Source organism: Sphingobacterium sp. MYb388, assembly GCF_037479535.1.
In the GTDB taxonomy this organism is placed as follows: domain Bacteria; phylum Bacteroidota; class Bacteroidia; order Sphingobacteriales; family Sphingobacteriaceae; genus Sphingobacterium; species Sphingobacterium anhuiense.
The window spans coordinates 324293-344424 of the sequence record NZ_JBBGYV010000001.1; the positions used below are offsets into that span (position 1 = coordinate 324293).

12 protein-coding genes are annotated in these 20132 nt (G+C 40.9%); 10 read left to right on the plus strand and 2 right to left on the minus strand.

All coding sequences use genetic code 11. The features are described from left to right. Positions 1 to 293 precede the first annotated feature (293 nt). Positions 294 to 1535, minus strand: a complete 1242-nt coding sequence (locus tag WH188_RS01505; RefSeq protein ID WP_168128165.1) for a GTP-binding protein — start codon at positions 1533 to 1535, stop codon at positions 294 to 296. An 82-nt stretch (positions 1536 to 1617) separates the two neighbouring features. Then, positions 1618 to 1824, minus strand: coding sequence for a hypothetical protein (locus tag WH188_RS01510; protein ID WP_021191561.1), 207 nt, complete (start codon positions 1822 to 1824; stop codon positions 1618 to 1620). Positions 1825 to 2168: 344 nt separating this feature from the next. On the opposite strand from WH188_RS01510, the gene WH188_RS01515 reads away from it, so the two are divergent. The 10 genes from WH188_RS01515 to WH188_RS01560 all read left to right on the plus strand — a co-directional run bounded on the left by WH188_RS01515 (position 2169) and on the right by WH188_RS01560 (position 20011). Further along, complete coding sequence (locus tag WH188_RS01515; RefSeq protein ID WP_339423144.1) at positions 2169 to 2798, plus strand: RNA polymerase sigma factor; 630 nt, start codon at positions 2169 to 2171, stop codon at positions 2796 to 2798. 50 nt (positions 2799 to 2848) lie between these two features. Further along, the gene (locus WH188_RS01520; RefSeq protein ID WP_339423145.1) at positions 2849 to 4045 is read left to right on the plus strand and encodes a FecR family protein; all 1197 of its coding nucleotides are present in this window, start codon (positions 2849 to 2851) and stop codon (positions 4043 to 4045) included. A gap of 237 nt (positions 4046 to 4282) precedes the next feature. Beyond that, positions 4283 to 7735: a TonB-dependent receptor gene (locus WH188_RS01525; protein WP_339423146.1), complete on the plus strand. Its 3453-nt coding sequence runs from the start codon at positions 4283 to 4285 to the stop codon at positions 7733 to 7735. Between the two features lie 2 nt (positions 7736 to 7737). Further along, the gene (locus tag WH188_RS01530) at positions 7738 to 9534 is read left to right on the plus strand and encodes a DUF4397 domain-containing protein (RefSeq protein ID WP_339423147.1); all 1797 of its coding nucleotides are present in this window, start codon (positions 7738 to 7740) and stop codon (positions 9532 to 9534) included. 49 nt (positions 9535 to 9583) lie between these two features. Next, positions 9584 to 10789: a hypothetical protein gene (locus tag WH188_RS01535; RefSeq protein ID WP_108157198.1), complete on the plus strand. Its 1206-nt coding sequence runs from the start codon at positions 9584 to 9586 to the stop codon at positions 10787 to 10789. Between the two features lie 23 nt (positions 10790 to 10812). Next, positions 10813 to 11901, plus strand: coding sequence for a fasciclin domain-containing protein (locus tag WH188_RS01540; RefSeq protein ID WP_132771846.1), 1089 nt, complete (start codon positions 10813 to 10815; stop codon positions 11899 to 11901). A 17-nt stretch (positions 11902 to 11918) separates the two neighbouring features. Beyond that, positions 11919 to 13271 carry a fasciclin domain-containing protein gene (locus tag WH188_RS01545; RefSeq protein ID WP_339423148.1) on the plus strand — a complete coding sequence of 451 codons (1353 nt, stop codon included), beginning with the start codon at positions 11919 to 11921 and terminating at the stop codon, positions 13269 to 13271. A gap of 106 nt (positions 13272 to 13377) precedes the next feature. Further along, positions 13378 to 14376 carry a fasciclin domain-containing protein gene (locus tag WH188_RS01550; RefSeq protein ID WP_084825423.1) on the plus strand — a complete coding sequence of 333 codons (999 nt, stop codon included), beginning with the start codon at positions 13378 to 13380 and terminating at the stop codon, positions 14374 to 14376. A 30-nt stretch (positions 14377 to 14406) separates the two neighbouring features. Further along, positions 14407 to 17721 carry a TonB-dependent receptor gene (locus tag WH188_RS01555; protein ID WP_339423149.1) on the plus strand — a complete coding sequence of 1105 codons (3315 nt, stop codon included), beginning with the start codon at positions 14407 to 14409 and terminating at the stop codon, positions 17719 to 17721. 121 nt (positions 17722 to 17842) lie between these two features. Next, positions 17843 to 20011, plus strand: a complete 2169-nt coding sequence (locus tag WH188_RS01560) for an IPT/TIG domain-containing protein (protein ID WP_339423150.1) — start codon at positions 17843 to 17845, stop codon at positions 20009 to 20011. The last annotated feature ends 121 nt before the right edge of the window (positions 20012 to 20132 follow it).

Sequence of the window (20132 nt, forward strand, 5' to 3'; positions counted from 1 at the left end):
TTTGCATATTGATTAGGACAAAGGTACTCGATCGTAACAGGATCATCAATGACAATATGCTGTGTTATCGTGCCATTTTTTTTGATAATTTATTTAAAGCTTATGGATATACTTGAATGGTTATTTCATTATTTTGATCCGTTCAGGATGTGAGCTTTTTAAAATAAAACCTGCTATCAGGTCAATTTTATGATGAAGGGGGTATCTGCATGTTGAAGTCCGATGATAATAAAATTGCATGGAGCATACTTATGCTACCATGCTATTTTATTTTTTCACTGATCTTCTCCACTTTATATATTTGTTGGAAAAGGATCTTCGAATAGGATGTTTTTATCAAACAGATAAAACTCATCTTCTTGGAGTAAGCATTTTTCCAGATCCAGCATTACTTTTTTTTCGTTTATGTCTTGTCCGATAAAGACAAGTTCATTTATCCTGTCGCCCCATTGTTTACTCCAGCGACTTTCAATATAGTCTTTGTTGGCTACATAACTTTCAAACTGTATGCGTTCAAAGTAAGACATGCTGCTCCACCACACGCCAGCTGTTTCTAGGCGTGAAGATCCGCCTGCCTGAGAAAAATTTAAAGCTTCATCCCGACGAGAAGCTAGCCAAAAAAGACCTTTGGCACGTATAATACCTGCGGGATAGTTATGGTTTAAGTAATGCCAAAACCGTTCAGGATGAAAAGGTCTTTGATTTCTGAATACGAACGAACTAATCCCGTATTCTTCAGTTTCAGGAACATGATGCTCCGACTCCAACTCCTTTTGCCATCCCGCCGAAGTCTGGGCTTCATCAAAATCAAACAGGTTGGTGTTTAATATTGCTTTTGGACTTACCTTTCCAAAAACAGAACTGATAATATTTGCTCCTGGATTTAATTTGTGTATCGCAGCCTTTAAAATACCAACTGTTCCAGCATCCACCAAATCTGTTTTATTCAGGATGATGACATTGGCAAATTCGATCTGATCGGTAAGCAGGTTGACAATGGTTCGGTCGTCCCCCTCCATATCCGTTAGATTGCGATCCTGTAGCAGTTCATTTGTTCCAAAGTCCTTGAAAAAATTAAAGCAGTCCACTACCGTAACCATGGTATCAATGTAACTGAAGCGAGACAAGTCTATCCCATGTTCTTCGTCAACATAGGAAAAAGTTTGCGCTACCGGAATAGGTTCACTGATACCCGTACTTTCAATCAATAAATAATCAAATCGTCCTTCATTCGCAAGTTTTTCAACTTCAACCATGAGATCTTCACGGAGTGTACAGCAAATGCAACCGTTGCTCATTTCTACTAATTTTTCTTCCGTACGTGATAGTGTGTTTTGATTTTCAACCAATCGTGCATCGACATTCACTTCGCTCATATCGTTGACAATTACTGCAACTTTTAAGCCCTCTTTGTTCTGCAAAATATGGTTAAGTAAGGTTGTTTTTCCAGCACCAAGGAAACCGCTTAATACGGTGACCGGAAGTTTCTTGCCGATGCTCAAAGCAGGATTTGATAAAGATGTTTCTGTCTGCATGTAGTTAATTCTTTAGAGTTTTATATTAAGCACTATCAATATGAGTAGAAGTATTCAGTTGTATTGCCTTGTTAATTTTAGCCTAAATCGAGCCTTCAACTATTTTTGTAAACCAGCCAATGATATTTTGATAATGTTGAAAACCATATAAGCGGATGAATTTTTTCGTTTCGGGCTTATCCAAATCATGGTAAACAGCAAGCCTCCTAGTTGCAAATTCTTTCGTAAGACTGATCTTGCAATCATTTACCAAACAGGTTTTCCATTGTTCAAATGTTTGAGGTATCATATATAATCTGTTTTCTGAATTGTTATACAAAAGCAAATATAGGAAATAATTACACTAAATGCAATTAAGTTGCATTTAGTGTAATTATAAAAATTGAAGAAATAAATCTGGTACAAACTCAATATTATTAAAAAAATGCATCTTAATTCAAATGATCTATTGTTTTAAGTAAGGGGAGCAAATATTGTTGATGGGGCAAGACCAGCAAGGTATGTGATGTTTGTTGCTAGCTTGTCTTTATGCTGCTCTTAGAGATGACATGATTTGGTTATTTATAATTAATGCTCTGTTAATATGCGTTCTATTTCTTTGTAAGGAATAGTTAACCGTATTATTTTGAATTTATGCCTCTTATAAAACGCCACGACCTGAAAGAACACTGGAATAAATTTGTTATCGAAGAATGTGAAGAAGCGTTTTATCAGATTTACGAATACTATCACCATTACCTAAGCTATGTCGGCACCAAACGTGGTTTTGCTATTGATGTTATCCAAGATACCATTAACGATGTGTTTCTTTATTTATGGGAAAATAGGATAAAAAGCAGTGCAATAAAGAACCAGCATAATTACATTATTACCATATTTTTGCGCCAGCTATTCCGTGGCGACGCAAAAAAATACGAAATGATACCTACCATGGCTACTTTATTAGAAAACTGTGAGGTACCTTCTGTTGAAGAAGGATTTATACAGCGTTATACGGAAGATGAGGTAGGTCGCTTTGTAAAAGAAAAAGTAGATGAGCTTGGCGAAAAGCAACGCTTGTTGATTTATCAGAAATTTTACCTTGGATTATCCTATCATGAGATTGCTGTTGCAAATGGTATTTCGATCAATACAGTCTACAACACCATCTATAAGTCTGTCGATAAATTACGAAATCTATTGACTGCCGAACAAGAAACCTTCCTTAAAATAGCCATTGGCGCCCTTTCAACATTTTTTTTATTTTTTTTAGAAAATCAGTAGTGAAAAAAGCTTACTCCATGCTCTATTGATCAAATGAAGAAAAATAAAACATGGAAGAACTGAATCTGAAAGCATTATTAGCAGATGAGAGCTTCATTAACTATTGTAAAGGATACCCTGCTCATGATGTTGCCAAATGGGAGAATTGGCTTCAGGATCGTCCGCAGTATCGTAAAGAAGTTGAAGAACAGAAGCGTATCGTACAGGCGCTGGCTTATCATGCTACCGTTACGACTGCTGAAGATAATTATCTTCGACTCAAGGAGCGGATCGCTAAAAAAAATAAGAAACTGGATCCGGGTTTTCGAATTTCCTCATGGCTAAAGATCGCAGCTTCACTACTGCTAATCTGTTCCATCTCTTACTTGGTTTTTCGTCAATCTTTCCTGTCTAAACCTGATAACAATACGCAAAGTTTAGTGATACCGGGAGAAGATAAAGCTTTATTGACTCTAGCAGATGGTTCTACGATTTCATTAGATGAAGTTGCCGTAGGAACATTAGCCCTAGAAGGCGGAGTCCGTGTAGAGAAAACAAAAAGTGGTCAGCTTATTTACAGTGTTTCCGAATCGGAATCCAATAACAAGAGTGCATCAAATACGATTGCAACTCCTAAAGGAGGGCAATACCGGCTCACATTGCCCGATGGTTCTAAGGCATGGTTGAATGCTTCATCGTCTTTACATTATCCAATACATTTTGAAAATAATGAGCGGAGAGTAAAAATGACCGGTGAGGTGTATTTTGAAATTGCCAAGATGGAAAAGCGTCAGCATGGCCGAATAGAGCGCATCCCTTTTTATGTTGAAACAGCACACCAGGAGATACACGTTTTGGGTACGCATTTTAACGTGAATTCATATCTCGATGAACCTGGAATAGTTACCACACTGCTTGAGGGAAGTGTGCGCGTAACTTCTTCTTTAAATGGTGAATCGATTCTATTGCGGCCTGGACAGCAGTCATTCTTAGATAAACATCTAGTCGTAAGTACGGCAGATGTCGAGCAACAGGTATCGTGGACAGCTGGAGATTTTGTGTTTAAAAGTGAGTCGCTAGCAAGTATACTGCGTAAAGTTTCGCGTTGGTACGATGTCGATATCGTATGTCCACCACATTTAGGAAAACTCAAATTTGATGGAATTGTATCCCGTTCTCAACCTTTAACCGCCATTATGGATATGGTTGAAATAACAGGGAAAGCAAAATTGAAATTGACAGAAAGGAGGATTATTGTGACCGACTAATACCATTATAATACTTGATCGGCTTGAACAAAAAAAGGCCAAAGGTGCTCGTAACACCTCTGGCATGTATGTTAAGCTGATCGATAACGTTGTGCGAACAAAATCATCAATTAATATTAACGACAACAAATATATAAAATATTCATTTGCATTGGGTAAACACCCGTCATGAATCTGCTATATAGTCTTGTTAAAGGACAATAAATACATATGAATTTTTATCAATGCATGCGTGTTATGAAAATCACCATGATGTTAATGACTTGCTTGTTGGTTCAGGTCAGTGCGTCTACTTTTGGACAACGCATTACACTGAATAAACAAAATAGCAACATACCATCCATATTACAGGAATTCAGAAAACAAAGTCAGTACGACTTTTTTTATGATACTGAATTATTTAAAAATACCAAACCGATCCATATTAACCTGAAGGATGCTTCCATTGAACAGGCATTAATGGCTTGTTTTTCCGATCTACCTTTTCGATATGTGATTAAAAATAAGTTAGTGGTTGTGACCGACGCTCCTGACGATGGGGGAAGTAAATCCAAACCGGAGCAACAGCAATTTACGATTACCGGACGGGTGCAAGATGTGCATAATAAAGCCGCTCTTGCAGGTGTAACCATTCGGGTCAAGGGTCTGCCATTGGGAGCGACCACCGATGCTTCAGGTAATTTTACTATTGTAGTTCCGAAAAGTGTACAGGTGTTTGTATTCACTTTATTGGGATACCAAGCCCGAGAAGTATCTATTAATGCCGCCGAACGTAATATCATGATCCAACTGCGTTCTGCCTCAACAGCATTAGATGAAGTTGAAGTGAGGGTACAGGCGCGACGTAAAGCAAATACCGAAGTTGCTGTTTTGGAAGAACGTAAACGCGCGTCCATTGTGCAAGATGCTATTTCAGCTGAATTGATACAGCGTACTGGAAGTATTACAACTACTCAAGCTTTGCAACGGGTGACCGGAGTAACAGTTACAGACGATAAATATGTTGCGGTACGCGGTCTTGGTGACCGATCGGTTATTGGACAGCTGAATGGGGTACGTTTGGCATCATCGGATCCTGACCGTAGTTCTATCCCTTTAGATTTGGTACCTGCTTCCTTATTGGATAATATCACCATTTATAAAACGGTGACACCTGATAAACCGGCAGATGCGGCTTCGGGGATTGTAGAACTGAAAACAAAGTCTGTACCTGACCGGATGACTTTTGAAGTGATTGCACAGACCGGATTAAATTCAAATATTGGAATGGGAGGGAAGTACAATAGTCTATGGAATAGTGATATGGGATTTTTGGGCACAAAGATCAATAATAAAAATCTGTCGACTGATTTCTTAAATCTAGCGAAAGAATACCCTGCCGGTTTATCATCGATCCATAATATGATCGCCAACAGTAATTATAGCAACGATGCTTATCAGGAGGTTGGAAGAATTAATGGTATTATGCAGGGCTTTGATCCTGTGATGACCAGTAGCTATAAAAAAGCGCCATTGAACCAGCTGTATTCGGCCACATTTGGAAACAGTTATGATTTGTTTAATAAGAGACATAAGCTGGGAGTTATATTAGGTGGTAATTATTACAGAAGAACAACCGATATCAGTGGGGGTGACTTGACGCAATATAGTATCTATCAAGGGGTGGTGACCGGTAATCCGGACGTGTACAGTGTTCGTAATATCCCAAATTATATTACACCTAATAGTTTGTATATGGGTAAATATCAGTCTTATAAGGAGAATACTGGTACTGAGACTCTGAATTATGGAACTCTGGCGGGGTTAACTTACCGATTCAATCCACAGCATGAAATTAGTATGCAATATCTCGGAAGTTGGGGTGGTGAAACCAAATCAACCCATCTTGCTGGCAGATATGAGTATACGGGTTTACCTGGAGAAGTGAAAAGTACAACTTATTCACTAAAACAGACTTTCAGAAACTTGAATACCTTCAATTTACAAGGCGAGCATAAGTTCTTAAAAGGAGATCTCTCTCCTCGTTTAAGTTACAATGTGGCGAGCTCAAAATCTAAACAGAATGATCCCGATTTTCGTTTCGCAAGTTTAGCTGATTATATACCACGCGATGGGGGCTATTATAGAAGACCGGTCGTTGGTGCAAATAATGGTGCAACAGAAGAGGTTTATAGTAAACATTTGTACGCGCTGACTTCAGGTTATGTCAATGGATTTGGCACCTATGGTATTATGCAGGCGGAGCCGAATGGCCGGAGATGGCGAAATCTGACAGAACAGAATTACAATTACAAAGCTGATATCAGTATTCCGTTCCGTTTATTAGGTCAGAAGCAAGAGTTCAAAACAGGGGTAAACTATTTGTTTCGGGATCGGGATTTTACAGAAAACCAGTTGTTCTTACCAGGATCGAATTTTACCAGAAATAAAGCATTACCGCTCTATGACGTTGAAGGTAATCTGAATCGTCTGGTCAGTAATGAAATCATTGGAGTGAAAATACCAGCAGCTGGTCAGGGTGAAGGAATGATGCCTATCGGCGGATTTTTATATAACAGTCAGAAATCACCGAACAATTATACCGGTTATTTTGAAACCAATGCCCTATACGGTATGCTTGATCTAAAATTGACCGACCGTTTCCGTATGGCAGGGGGTGTTCGATTTGAAATGACCAATATTGGCTCTACAGTCGATACAGCTGGCGTGTTTTTGGATCCTTCATTGACAACAGGCGCCAATGGAGAAGCTCCAATACCGCTTAACCCGATTGATCCAAACTCGGTCTATAAAACTGGTTATAAGCCTTTTTACTCGTTGAATGCAACCTTTACCCTAAACGATAATATGAATTTCAGGGGCGCTGTGAATACGACTTTGGCAAGGCCGGAGCTTCGGGAAATTACCAATGTATTTGAATTTGACGCTTTTCAAATGGGATTAGTCGTTGGAAATCCAAATCTAAAAAATCAATATACACAAAATGCAGATTTTAGATGGGAATGGTTTCCGGCAAAAGGCGAGGTTATTGCCGTTTCGGCTTTTGGTAAGCGTATCGAAAACCAGTTGGTCAAGGTATTTAATCTGGAAACTCAGGGATTGGCAGCTACTTACCCAGAATTTCCGACCATACAATTCCAGAATGATGTTAATATAGGTAAAGTATGGGGAGTAGAGTTTGAAGTGGTTAAAAACTTGGGAACTTTGATCGATCCTTTACGCAATTTCTTCTTAGGCTCCAACCTCATGCTTGCTCAAAGTGAGATCCAAAAATCAGCGGCGCGCTATGAAGCCAATCGCTCGTTGGATCGACATTCACCAAAAAATAGCCCCCTGTTTGAACAAGCTCCCTATTCGATCAACGCCTGGTTAAATTATGATAATGATCAATCAGGAACAGATCTAACGATGACCTTTAATATGGTCGGCGAACGCTTGGTCCAGATCAATCTAACGGGTGAGCCAGATCTATATACACAGCCAGTTCCTTATTTGGACTTTGTATTTAGTCAACGGATCAATAAAAGAATTCAATTTAAGGGATTTGCCAAAAATATCATGAATCCAGCGATTAAAACGGTGTATGCTAATCCGCAAACTGGAGGAAAATGGTACGGCAACGAGTACATCAACCGTAGTTATAAACGCGGTGCAGAAATCATGGTAGGCTTTACATATAATTTATTGTAGTCATGCGATATCAAAAATTAGACTTTAAACAGTACAAACGCGATCATACGCAACAAGCTTATTGGTTTCGCCTAGTGGATAACCACCTCATGTATGTGGCCATTTTATTTTTCACATTCGTGTTCACGGCCTGTCAGAAAGAAAAAATGGATATGGGTGTTGACAATCGGGCGGTAACGGAAAACCGTGAACGATCAAATGTGCGGATTATAAATATGGCTGGATTTAATCAGGTTATTTCAGGTAAAGATAGTTTAACCAATTTTATCGTACGTCGTCCAGACGCTCCAGATACTGATCGCTATCCGGGTACATCCTATTTTCCTGTAGACGGACGATTGGGTAAAAGCTGGGTAATTCCACAGGATCTCTTTAACCAACAGGATCAAGTAAAGCTTACGTTGGGGATACGTCATTATCAGGGGGCTTTAGATCGGGACATTACTTTTCAGGCTGCCAACGATTACCGTAAACCGATGGATTATTTCTTGATGCCTACGTTATTTATGGATGGACAACCGGATATAGTAGCGGTGCCACGTGCGGTTTCCGCTCCTTCAAAACCGGATCATTTTAAAATCCGAGTCGTCAATCTGGGTGGTCCTATCAAACATCAGACCATGGGCCTTTTGGGTATGCAGGAAGATATTACGGGGGCCGTATCTCTAGCGTATGCCGATGGTACATTGGTCAGTACACAAACCAATAATATACAGACAAATGCAGTAGCTTCTGATTATATTGAACTGCCTTATGGTACCTATCAGTTTAGGTTATTGCTCCAAGACGGAAGGCAGATTCCAGCTTTGGGAGCAGATACTTACGCATACACTGTCCTTCATCCGTCGACATCCACGATCGCTATCGATCATTCGAGCAATAGCAATTTGCATTACGCTCCCGTCACGACCTATCAACCCGGTGGCGTGTATACCTTGTTGGTTGCTCCCGGAGAATTTAATTACTACGTCGATGAAATCGGAAATACCTCTTCCTATTATCAGAATGCTTTTCAGGTATTGACCGATGTAGCAGCTCCTGCCAACCGGACCTATTCCCGTATTCAAGCAGCTAATGCGCGAGCAGGTCAACCGGTCAATTTTCGGGTTGATGGTAAACCACTAGCCGATGCTTTGGCTTTTGGTCAGGCCAGTAATTATCTCAATATGATTCAGGGAACACATAGGATAGAAGCATTGGATGCATCAGGCAAAGTATTGGCTTCTTTGGAGCAGGCGATGCAACCGGCACAAAATTATACCATTTGGCTTTATCCCCAACAAGATGGTAAACCTCAACTGCTATTAGTAGCCAATGACTTAAGTGGTTCGGTCTATACAGGAGCTCAGGATGATGCCAGTTTTGCCCGTTTACAATATCAGTTTTATTTCCCAAAACGCTTTTTAAACTTATCCATTGGAAATCCATATGTGACGTTTACCGTGGGCAATGGACAGTCTCCTGCCACGTCTTTCGATAATCGGGACGCGGTAGAAAATCTACAACCTGGAATTCCGAAGATGGAAAGACCATATATCGGATATCGAACACTCTATAATCCTTTTGAATTTATGGTCTATCGTTCTACACCTGATGTCGTTCCGGGTATTTGGGCAAGCGATATCAGCGTGTTGACACACGAAGCTTTTATCGCCAATAAAAAACTTTACGAGAAATCAGGACGCCCCGAACCCATACAGGAAGCAGGCGTATATACGGTTGCTCTTATTGGCAAGAGTGCAAAAGATGCTACTGCGACCGATAAAGCAAGAATGATTTTAGTTAAACATACCCGATAATGGAAGGCATAAGTATTCTTGTCTGACCATGATTTAAAAAAATATTGATATGAAAAATCAACGATTAACGATTTACTTAGCACTATGGCTGCTCTGTGTTTCCCTATTTACAAGTTGTAATAAGGTGGAATATACAGCCATCGCCGAACCTGCCTATCTACGGGTGTTCAACAACCTCAATTATGTTCAGACCTTAGGCAGTAAAGATGATAAAGTGCCCTATTTCTGTATGTTGATCAATCCTACCTTTGGTGCAGGAGGAGCAATAACAGGAGCCGAGATTGTAGGTGACTTTCTGGATAAAAGGGCAGCTTATGCACCCCCTTATCCCTCACATATCGGAAATAGTACCACAGTGGATAATCCAGAATATCCAGGTAAAGAAAATGTACTGGTAGGCCCTATCTTAAACGGATTTGATTTAAGCAGCTGGGCTCAAGTTCCGTCGGGAGACCTGCGCATTATTTTCGCCTATCGACCAAAGAACAGCATTCCTTTTTTGGAATTAGAAAGTCACCTGAAGACAGATGTTTTAATCGATACGGTGATCCATCTAGCAAGTAAAGAGGTGTATACCCTGCATCTGCTGCAAAAAGATTTTGTGACCAAAACGCATGGATTGCTCTTGCGTCAGGAGAATTTTCATAAACTGCCACTTTCTGATTCCTTGGTCTATGTCAATTTTTACAACATGAGTGCAACAGGCTTCTTAGAGGCCGATCTGACTTTGAAAGATGATGATTACTTATTGCGGAGTTTTAAAAATGGGATCAAAGACGAGATGAATATCTTTCTTTCGCTGTATGAAAGTCAAGAAAAACCTTTTGTTCAAGCACAGACAGTACCTGGTTATAAAGGTAAATTTTTAACGCGATTGACCCGTAATAATACCAACGCTGCGGTCAGTCCTTATGTGAGTTTTCCGCTGTGGGCAAGTAGTAAAAGTAACGGTATCCAGACTGATATCTGGCAACGGTTTGATTTCTTTATCCCAGGTATGGATATTACCAATAATCCTTTTTTCTCCGGTGATATCGCTACCGGAGGCAATTGGGCATCCGTGAACTGCCTGAAGAATGGCAAAGTATCATTAGAAGGATCTGATAATGGAACGCAGTTGCCGAACCTCTTGGTCAATGTGCATTCCGGCACCCATAATCCACAAACTTTTGCAACAGTCAACACATTAGAAGTGGTCAATGGCCGGATTTACCTGACCACCATTCAACGCAAATATGCACCACCAGTTTATTAACAGTTAGCTAGGAGATTTTAAATATGAACTATAAGATAATCGATAAGAGATGGTATCCAGTAAGGCAGTACGTATTATTTATGCTTTCGTTTTTCCTTTTCTCTTGTGAACATCCCGATTTAACGGTGGTCGTACCCAACGAGAACTTACGTCCAGCATCGGATTTTATCAAAAATAATTATGAAATGACCTTATTCAGTGCTGCGCTGGAAAAAGTGGGATTGGCATCAACATTAAATGAAAAGGGACCTTATACCGTTTTGGTGCCTACAGATGCCGCATTTAATGAATTAGGCATATTTAGACCTTCAGATTTTGATAAGATGAATCTGGACAGTTTAAAAAAAGTGATCCAATACCATATTCTTCCTCGCCGTATGCTCTTGCGGGATATCCCATCAAATGGGGTAGATGTGCGCTATGCCACGCTAGCCGGTTCGGAGTTATATGCTTCGCTAGGTTCGGTGGGACCAAATGGTGGTACGCCTACAAATGAGCTTTTTTTCAGTGGAGCAAAGGCGTCTAGAAAAGATGTGATTTTAGCCAATGGCGTTTTGTATGTTTTGGATAAAATGATGAAACCACAATTTGATACCTCTATTCAGGCTTGGTTGGCAGCACGTCCTACCTACCGTGTTTTTGTAAGTGGGTTGAAGAAATTTGGTTTATGGGATCAACTGGCAACGAATGGGCCCTTCACCATCTTTGCGCCGACCAATGAAGCATTGGAAGAAGTGGGTATTACCGAAGAAACATTACAGACATTAAGCCCAGAAAAATATCGTGCTGATGTGCTGTTTGGATCTTACCTCATCTATGACAAACACTTTTTTGTATCCGATGCTAAAGTCATGGGGATCATTGCGACTACTGGGGGCTATACCTATCAGTTAAAGAACAATCTGCATGAGATGAGTTTTGCTGCCGGAGAGGAGTACCCCAGTTTTATATTAAGTTACTACCTCAGATTACGTGCAGACCGTACCGTCACAGCACCCATAATTGCTCAAGTATCGTATGGAATCAGGGCAAAGATGGACTATCTGTGTCGTAATGGTGTGATACATGATCTTAATCAAGGATTGGTAAGACCTGAACAGGCTATTAAATAATATCACAAATTATGCTGATGAAAATGCAACAAATCAATACAATATATAGGCTGGCCTTTATGGGCTTGCTCATGACGCTGTTATTTGCCGCCTGTAAAAAAACAGAGTTTATGCCTGCAGCGGAAGGCGAGCAGGTCCCGTATAAACCTGATGCGACCGAGAGTGTTACCGAAATATTAGGTAAAAATCCGGATGCGACATTATTTTATACGGCTTGGAAAAAGAGCAGCATGGAGGAGAAAATCAAGGAAAAAGGAGGGAATACAACCTATACCTTGTTGGTTCCCAACAATGCGGCGATGATCGCATCGGGACTGACCGAAGCAAAGATTGCACAAATGCCACGGGCAGATGTAGACAGCCTCCTGTTATTTTATACGGTTTTGGGTATGATATCCCATGATGAACTTCGAGATAATAGTTTACCTGTAAAAAGTATGCTGATGAATCCGGGTTTACGAGTTCCTTTTTATGAAGGTGGAGTGGGATCAGGTCTTGGCCAACGATATGATCCCTACTATTACAAACATTATCTGGCTATACGCGATGAACAATTGCTGATCAATGGAAAGAAAACCGGTAAAATGAAGTATCAACCGGCACGTAATGGTGCACTTTATTTTTTGGAGCAAACCGTTACCAAACCGACAAAAACTGTTTTGGAAGCCTTGGAGCAGGATGGGCGTTTTACCATGTTTCTCGAATTGCAACGCCTTTCTGATGATGCTTTCGTGGAAGTGATGGTGACTCAAATGGAGCCTTTATTTGGCTATAAAATGTCACCTGAAGAATATTGGCAGAATTTTCCTGATGCGCGGGAGCCTTATACAAAAAAATGGCTAATTGGACCAACACCTAATCCCGATTATGCTGATCCCAACATCACCATTTCGACTTGGTTTGCTCCGACAGATGCCGCCTTTAAGCATGCTGGATTTAATTCTGTAGCAGAAATGCTTCAATTCAATGAGACTCGTGGTCATGTGTTTTTTGATGAAGGAACGTTTCAACCGACTGGTGGCTATCCTTTGGATAGTATCGTTAACTATCATCGGGATTGGGGACGTTTTTTTGCGATCCAGGATCCTAGTTATGGGTTAGCCTATCCCAATAGTACGGTATTTTTTAGTAATGATCTGACTGAAGACTTCTTACAGGATTATTACGTCAATATCGGTGGAAATGCGCAGGTGCAGTATGCCTATAAAAATCCTTTCGCTTTTACAGCATCCAATGGAAAGCTATCCATGACCATAAAAGAAAGTGGCGGTACACCTGTACAGATCATCGAAACAGATATCAATACCCTCAATGGACCGATACATGTTGCTGACAATCTGCTGTTGCCTAAGGGATTTAAATTAAAGTAGACGCTTAAATCGTATGGAAACTGAAAAATAACAAGATATCGATACGATTTCAGGTGAACGCTGAATAACAAAACGAGCTGGTAAGCTCATGATTAATAAACGATAGATGAAACTACAGCTAAGATATTATAAGCAATTGGGGATATTGCTTTTTGCAACTTTCATGGTTACCTCATGTAAAAAGGACGAGGTACTGAATAGTCATGACAATAATAGGGTCAATTTGGTCATAGCCGACAACTTTAATCTGTCTAGTTTTAGTGCTGTTTTACGTAAAAGCGGCATGGATAAAGTTTTACAGGATGGAGAAGGGCCCTATACCTTATTGGCACCTTCCGATGCGGCTTTTTCAGCAGCAGGTTATGGCGATGCGGTATCAGTTTTGGCGGGAAATACGAAAGTGATCAGCAGAATTGCTCATTATCATATGTTGGATGGTAAATATGAGTTAAATAAACTTCCTTTTTTGTTTAATCAGGAATTACGCACGCGCGGAGGAAAAATGTATGCGACCCATTGGTTAAAGGGAGGGGATACGGTATTGACGCTCAACGGCTCACGTGTACTGGCTCAAAACATCGCCGCATCCAATGGACTGATTCAGGTCTTAGATCGGGTGCTGACGCCCTATGTGCACGATTTGATTGGAAATGCTATTGCTGCTGACCCCAGTATCACCTTGTTTGCACAAGCCTTAAAGACTTCGGGAGTTCTACAGACCATAAGTGATGCGGGTCCATATACCGTATTTGCTCCTAATAATGCAGCGATGCAAGCTTTAGGGTATAGTACGGTACAGCAGATTCTGTTGGCAGATCCGGTCAAACTCCGAAGTTTTTTGCTCTACCATATTGTGAAGGATAGACGTTTTGTATACGACTATATTCTGAGTACGGGTGCTTCAAATAAGGCGCAACAGGGCATGATGGACGGTAATAGCATCACCATCTCACTGGTATCAAATCCAAATGCTCCTAATTCTTTTCAAGGGATCAGCTTACGTGGAATAGGGAATACTTCAGAGATTAAATTACTGAAACAAGATATGTTAAGTGGAAATGGGGTATTACATGTGATCGATGGCGGTTTACGGATTACCCAATAATCAAACTAGGATTAGCTAAAAGAAATTAAAATGAATATTTATATCAATAGGAAGCCCAGATCAGGTCTATTTTCAGGGAAAGATATGCTTTGGAGGATACACATACAAGTTGCCTTATGGTGTCTCGTCTTTTTTATGAGCACCTCTGGTTTTGCACAGGAAACATCTGGTGCTTTAACAGGGCGTGTGCAACATGTCGATGGGCATGCTGTTGCAGGCGCTTCAATTCTGGCTGTACATACCCCATCGGGGACACGCTATTCGCTCGCTACCGATAAAGATGGGCGCTATACCTTAAACAATCTGCGTATTGGTGGACCCTATACGGTGACCGTGAGTATGGTCGGTATGCAAAGTGATACACGTACGGATATTCAAATCCGTCTTGGTGCGGCACAGGAACTCAATTTACAAGTGCGGGAAGGTAGTCAAGCTTTGGCCGAAGTTGCTGTAACTGGACGTTCGCAGAGACAACGTGTGGATACGTATGGCGCAGGGCGCAATATCAGTGCTGAGCAAGTGCGCAATATGCCTACGGTGAGTCGTTCGATTACAGATGTGACCCGCCTGACACCACAAGGAAGTCGAGACAATAGTTTCGGAGGAACTAATTTCAGGTATAATAACGTCACTGTAGATGGGGCCGTCAATAACGATGCGATCGGTTTTTCACCCTCTTTGGGTGGACAGACGGGGACTTCAGGAATGGCTGGAAGCAGTACGCGTACCAACCCGATCTCCATGGATGCCATACAGGACATGCAGGTCTATCTGGCACCCTACGATGTTAAAATCGGAAATTTTACGGGAGGTTCGGTCAATGCCGTAACTCGAAGCGGTACCAATAAAATCGAAGGCTCAGTCTATGGATATGGACGCAATGCTGCTTTAACGGGTAAAGACCGTGTGGGAAGTCTCGGTAAAATGGATCATGATTTTTATGACTACCAGTCCGGATTTAGAATTGGTTTTCCAATTATAAAAGATAAACTTTTCTTCTTTAGTAATGAAGAGATCACCCGTCGTCAAGATCCTACACAACTGTATGCAGGTACTACCGAGACAGCCCATATTCTGAGTGAGGATGATGTCAAATCGATTGCTACAGCAGTGGGTAGCCGCTATGGAGATGTATTTGATGCAGGTACAGCCGGTAAGTACACAAACTGGTCAAAATCCACTAAGTTTTTTAACCGTATCGACTGGAATATCAATGATAGACATCAATTAGCCATTCGTAATAACACGATTTTTAGCAGTGCCACTCACATGGACCGGGATCAACAGGATTTCCGCTTTTCGAGTATGGCGTTTAAGCAAACGAATAATCAAAGCAGTACAGTAGCTGAATTGAAAAGCCGCTTTAGCAATAATCTTTCTGCTAATGCAGTACTGGGGTTTACCGTAGTAAACGATAGACGGGATCCGTTGAGCGACCCTACTCTTCCACAGGTTCAGATTCAGGGACGTACTCCAGGTACGACAATTTACCTGGGAACTGACCGTGAAGCCAGTATTTTTGATATGCAACAGCGGACATGGGAACTAACGGCAAATCTGAACTGGAACCTTGGCCGGCATAAACTCCTTTTTGGTACGCATAACGAGCTTTACCGTATTCGCTATGGTTTTGTGAATGCTTGGAATGGACGTGTAGACTATAATAGTATTGACGATTTTTTAAATAATAATCCTTATCGCGTACGTGGTAGTTACAACTACAAGAACAATACGCGGGATTATATTCTAGGTAATCCTGCCGCAGATTTTGGAATCAATATGTACAGTCTTTATGTACAGGATGAGATCAGAGTAAGTGATCATTTTCGTGTTACACCGGGTTTACGTGCCGATTTTACGCAGTTGCCCGATATGCCTGTGCTTAGTGATAAGGTTCGTAATATACAGTCCGATCCGTACTTTGGTACAACTTATAATTATACGCCTTTGTCTCGGATTTCAAATGATTTTCTTAATCGCGTACAGCTTTCACCCCGTGTGGGATTCCGTTGGGAAGTGCTGGAAGATCAAAGTTTAGTATTACGCGGTGGAGCAGGACTTTTTACAGGACGTATTCCCTTTGCATGGTTGGCATATGCTTATTATAATACAGGGGACAGCTATGGTGCTTTTGATCAGCGTGCAGATCAGAAACCTTTTGCTCCGGGAAGTGATGCGATTAAACCCAGCCGCAATGGATTGGCCGATTTTATTGCCGCAAATGGAGCTGTAGTAAATGATCCGAAGAGTGGTAAAACGCAGGTTGATCTGGTTGATAATGGCTTTACAATGCCTCAGGTACTGCGTGGTAGTCTGGGTATTGACTATGAAACAGCGAACAACTGGAAGTTTACAGTCGAAGGTTTGTATACCAAAAATATCAGCGATGTGCTCTTTCAACAGTTGAATGTCCATGATAATCCACTTTATTATGGTTATGATATTCATCAACAGCAACCGGTGTATCAGGGTGCGGTTGATGATCGTTTCTCGAATATTTATGTATTGAGCAATACCGATCAGGGCTACCGTTATAACATCACGGGGACAATCAGCAAGCGAATGAAGAATTTTAATGGAACAGCGAGTTATACGTACGGAGAATCAAAGGATTTGAGCAACGGGGTGCGTAATTCTATGGAATCAAATTGGCAACTGAACCAATCGCTTATACCAAACAATCCAAAGTTAGCCTATAGTAATTTTGATATCCGCCACCGCATCGTTTCCAGTATCAGTTACGATCATTATTGGCGAACGGCTGGAAAAACAAACATCACCTTGTTTATCAGTGCACAATCGGGCTCTCCCTTTACTTATGGCATAGTAAACAACAGTATTCAAGGATTACCACAACAGGTGAGTTTAGTCTATGTACCAAATCCGGAGGAAGCAATCCGTTATTTTAAAGATATTCCTAGTGGAAACACGGCGGTACAACAAGCTGAAGCATTTAACAAGTACATCGATGGCAATGCTTATCTCAGCAGCAGAAGAGGAGATTTTACGGAACGTAATAGGGGACGTACACCTTGGAATGTGCAAGCGGATCTCCGCATTGCGCATGATTTGCCTGTGAGCACTAAAAAAGGACAGTTTATTACGATTTCTGCCGATGTGGTCAATGTGACAAACCTGCTGTACAAAAAGTGGGGAGTACAGTATTTTTCTCCTAATACATTCAATTCGACAAGTAGCGTGGGTTTGACACCGACCTTGTTTCCACCACAGCAAAATAATGGAAACTGGCCCGTATTTACGTTCAATGAACCTGGACAAACCTATAGTATTGATTATTTCAATTCAAGAGCACAGATTCAATTAGGGGTTCGGTATACATTTTAGGTTCTTGCAGTTTATGGGATTTTAACTCCTAATGACGGTAATGACCTGAACGGTGAGGAGGATAATAATGAAAAAAGATAGTATATGGATATTCCATATGATTAAATAAAAAATGAAAGTCATGAAAATATGGACAAAATATAGCCTCGGTATCATCCTTTTTATTTTGATACTTGCAGGTTTTGCAGGTTGTGAAAAGAAGGAAGGTATACTTCCTGAGACAGCAGTGAAAATAACGCAGTATTATCCAAATTCAGGAAAAGAGGGGACGCTTGTCACCATCGCAGGAGAGGGATTTGGTACAACACTTGAAGCGTATAAAGCAACAGTAAATGGTAAAGATGCCACTGTGATCAGTGCGACTGCAACAGCTATAGTGGTTCGTATGCCCACAGGTGGGAATACAGGTAAATTGGTGTTGAGCTATAATAACCAGATCATGGATGTAGGTACATATACCTATCAAGATTTAAGTGTTCGGCAAGTATTTCCTGCAAATGGTCCTGCTGGTTCTCAAATACGCATTGGAGGTACTGGATTTGGAAGTGTCAGTAATCCGGCGGAAGTCTTTATTAATGAAAAAAAAGCTTTGGTCGTCAGCATTAGTGATACGCTGATCGTAGCAGAAGTGCCCAATGAGGCTGGTTCTGGATCTGTAGTTGTTAAGGTGGATGGGATGAATGCAAAAGGGCAAACCTTCACTTATCAGGCAATAAAGGGTATCAAACCTTTGACAGGAGGGAAAGATACACGTGTAGTGATCTCAGGAGAAGGTTTTGAGCAACTGACTACCAATAATATTGTTGAATTTAATGGTAAGAAAGCTCTTGTCGTTGAATCTACCCCAGAGCGTTTGGTCGTAAAGGTTCCAGATGGAGTAACAACAGGTCCTTTATCGGTTAATATCAATAACCAAAAAACAATAGGTCCATCTTTTACCGTTGTGGATAAACCTGTTATTCAAACTGTAACACCGCTAAGTGGTCCAAAGGGGGCACAAATGACGATTAGTGGATCTTTATTTAGTAAAGAGTTGGATGAAAACCAAGTATATATCAACAATATATTGATACCGTTGACCTCAGCTAATGAAACGGAACTGAAACTAACCGTTCCAGGAGGTACTGGGTCAGGCGTTATCCGTGTTGTGGTGAACGATCAGGTGAGTAATGGTCCACAGTTTAAAGATCAAAATCTGGGGATTACTGCGATGACACCAGACAACGGATTGACTGGTACCAGTGTGACGATTAGAGGCACAGGTTTTAGCACAACAGCATCTGAAAATAAAGTGTATTTCAATGGCGTATCAGCGCTGGTAAAAACAGCGACGGAGAATAGTTTAGTACTTGAAGCACCTCTAGGATTAAGCACTGGAAATGTGAAAGTGGTTGTTGGCGGGCAGGAAGCCCTCGCTCCGCAATTGTTTAAACGAGCAGGTGTGATGACTTTGGCGGGTGGACCTAACAGTAATACTTTTGCAGGATATATGTCTGCCATTGCTACCGACCAGCAGGGCAATATCTATGTAACCGATACAAATAATAAACAGGTGAAAAAAATAACGCCTTCGGGAGCTGTTTCAATTTTGCAGGTCAATGGAGCCGATGCGGTTTTTGTCAAACCTTATGGCATCGTCATCGATAAGCAGAATACCATGTATGTGAGTGATCAGGGAACCAATCAGGTGATCAAGATTACATCAGCTGGTCAACGTTCGGTCCACACTTCGGGATTTGCACCCGGGCATATGAGTATTGACGATGCTGGAAATCTGTATGTCAATATCAATGGATTTGCTGCAGGAGTCAATAAGGTCAATCCAACAGGAAATTATAGTAAACTTAATGGCACAGGTTGGGTGACAACCCGCACCGTGGTGGATGCTTTAGGAAATTACTACTACCCAGATCAAAATGCCATCAGTGGGAATGGTTTGATGCGTAGGGGAGCTGATGGTATAACGATGAATGCATGGATCGGTTTTTCAGAGGCAGGCTATGCGGATGGTATTGGAAGTGCTGCACGCTTTCAGGGGATTAGTAGTATTGTCCTTTTTGGAGGTAATACCATGTACGCTACGGATAACTTTAATTATGCATTACGAGAAATTGATGTAGCAACTCGAAAGGTATCCACTATTTTCAAGGCGAACAACCGTGGATATATAGATGGATCTTTAGTAGAGTCACGCTTTGGAGCTTTGGCCGATATGGCGGTAGACAAGAATGGTAATATTTATATCTTGGATCCGGACAATAAAGCAATCCGGAAGGTTTTCTTGAAATAGGAGCGAAATTATAATTAATATTAAAAGGTAATACAATCTAAGAAAGTGAACGTACGTTCACTTTCTTAGATTGTATTTTTGTTCTATAACCATTACTTGATATTCAGTCATATATTAAAAT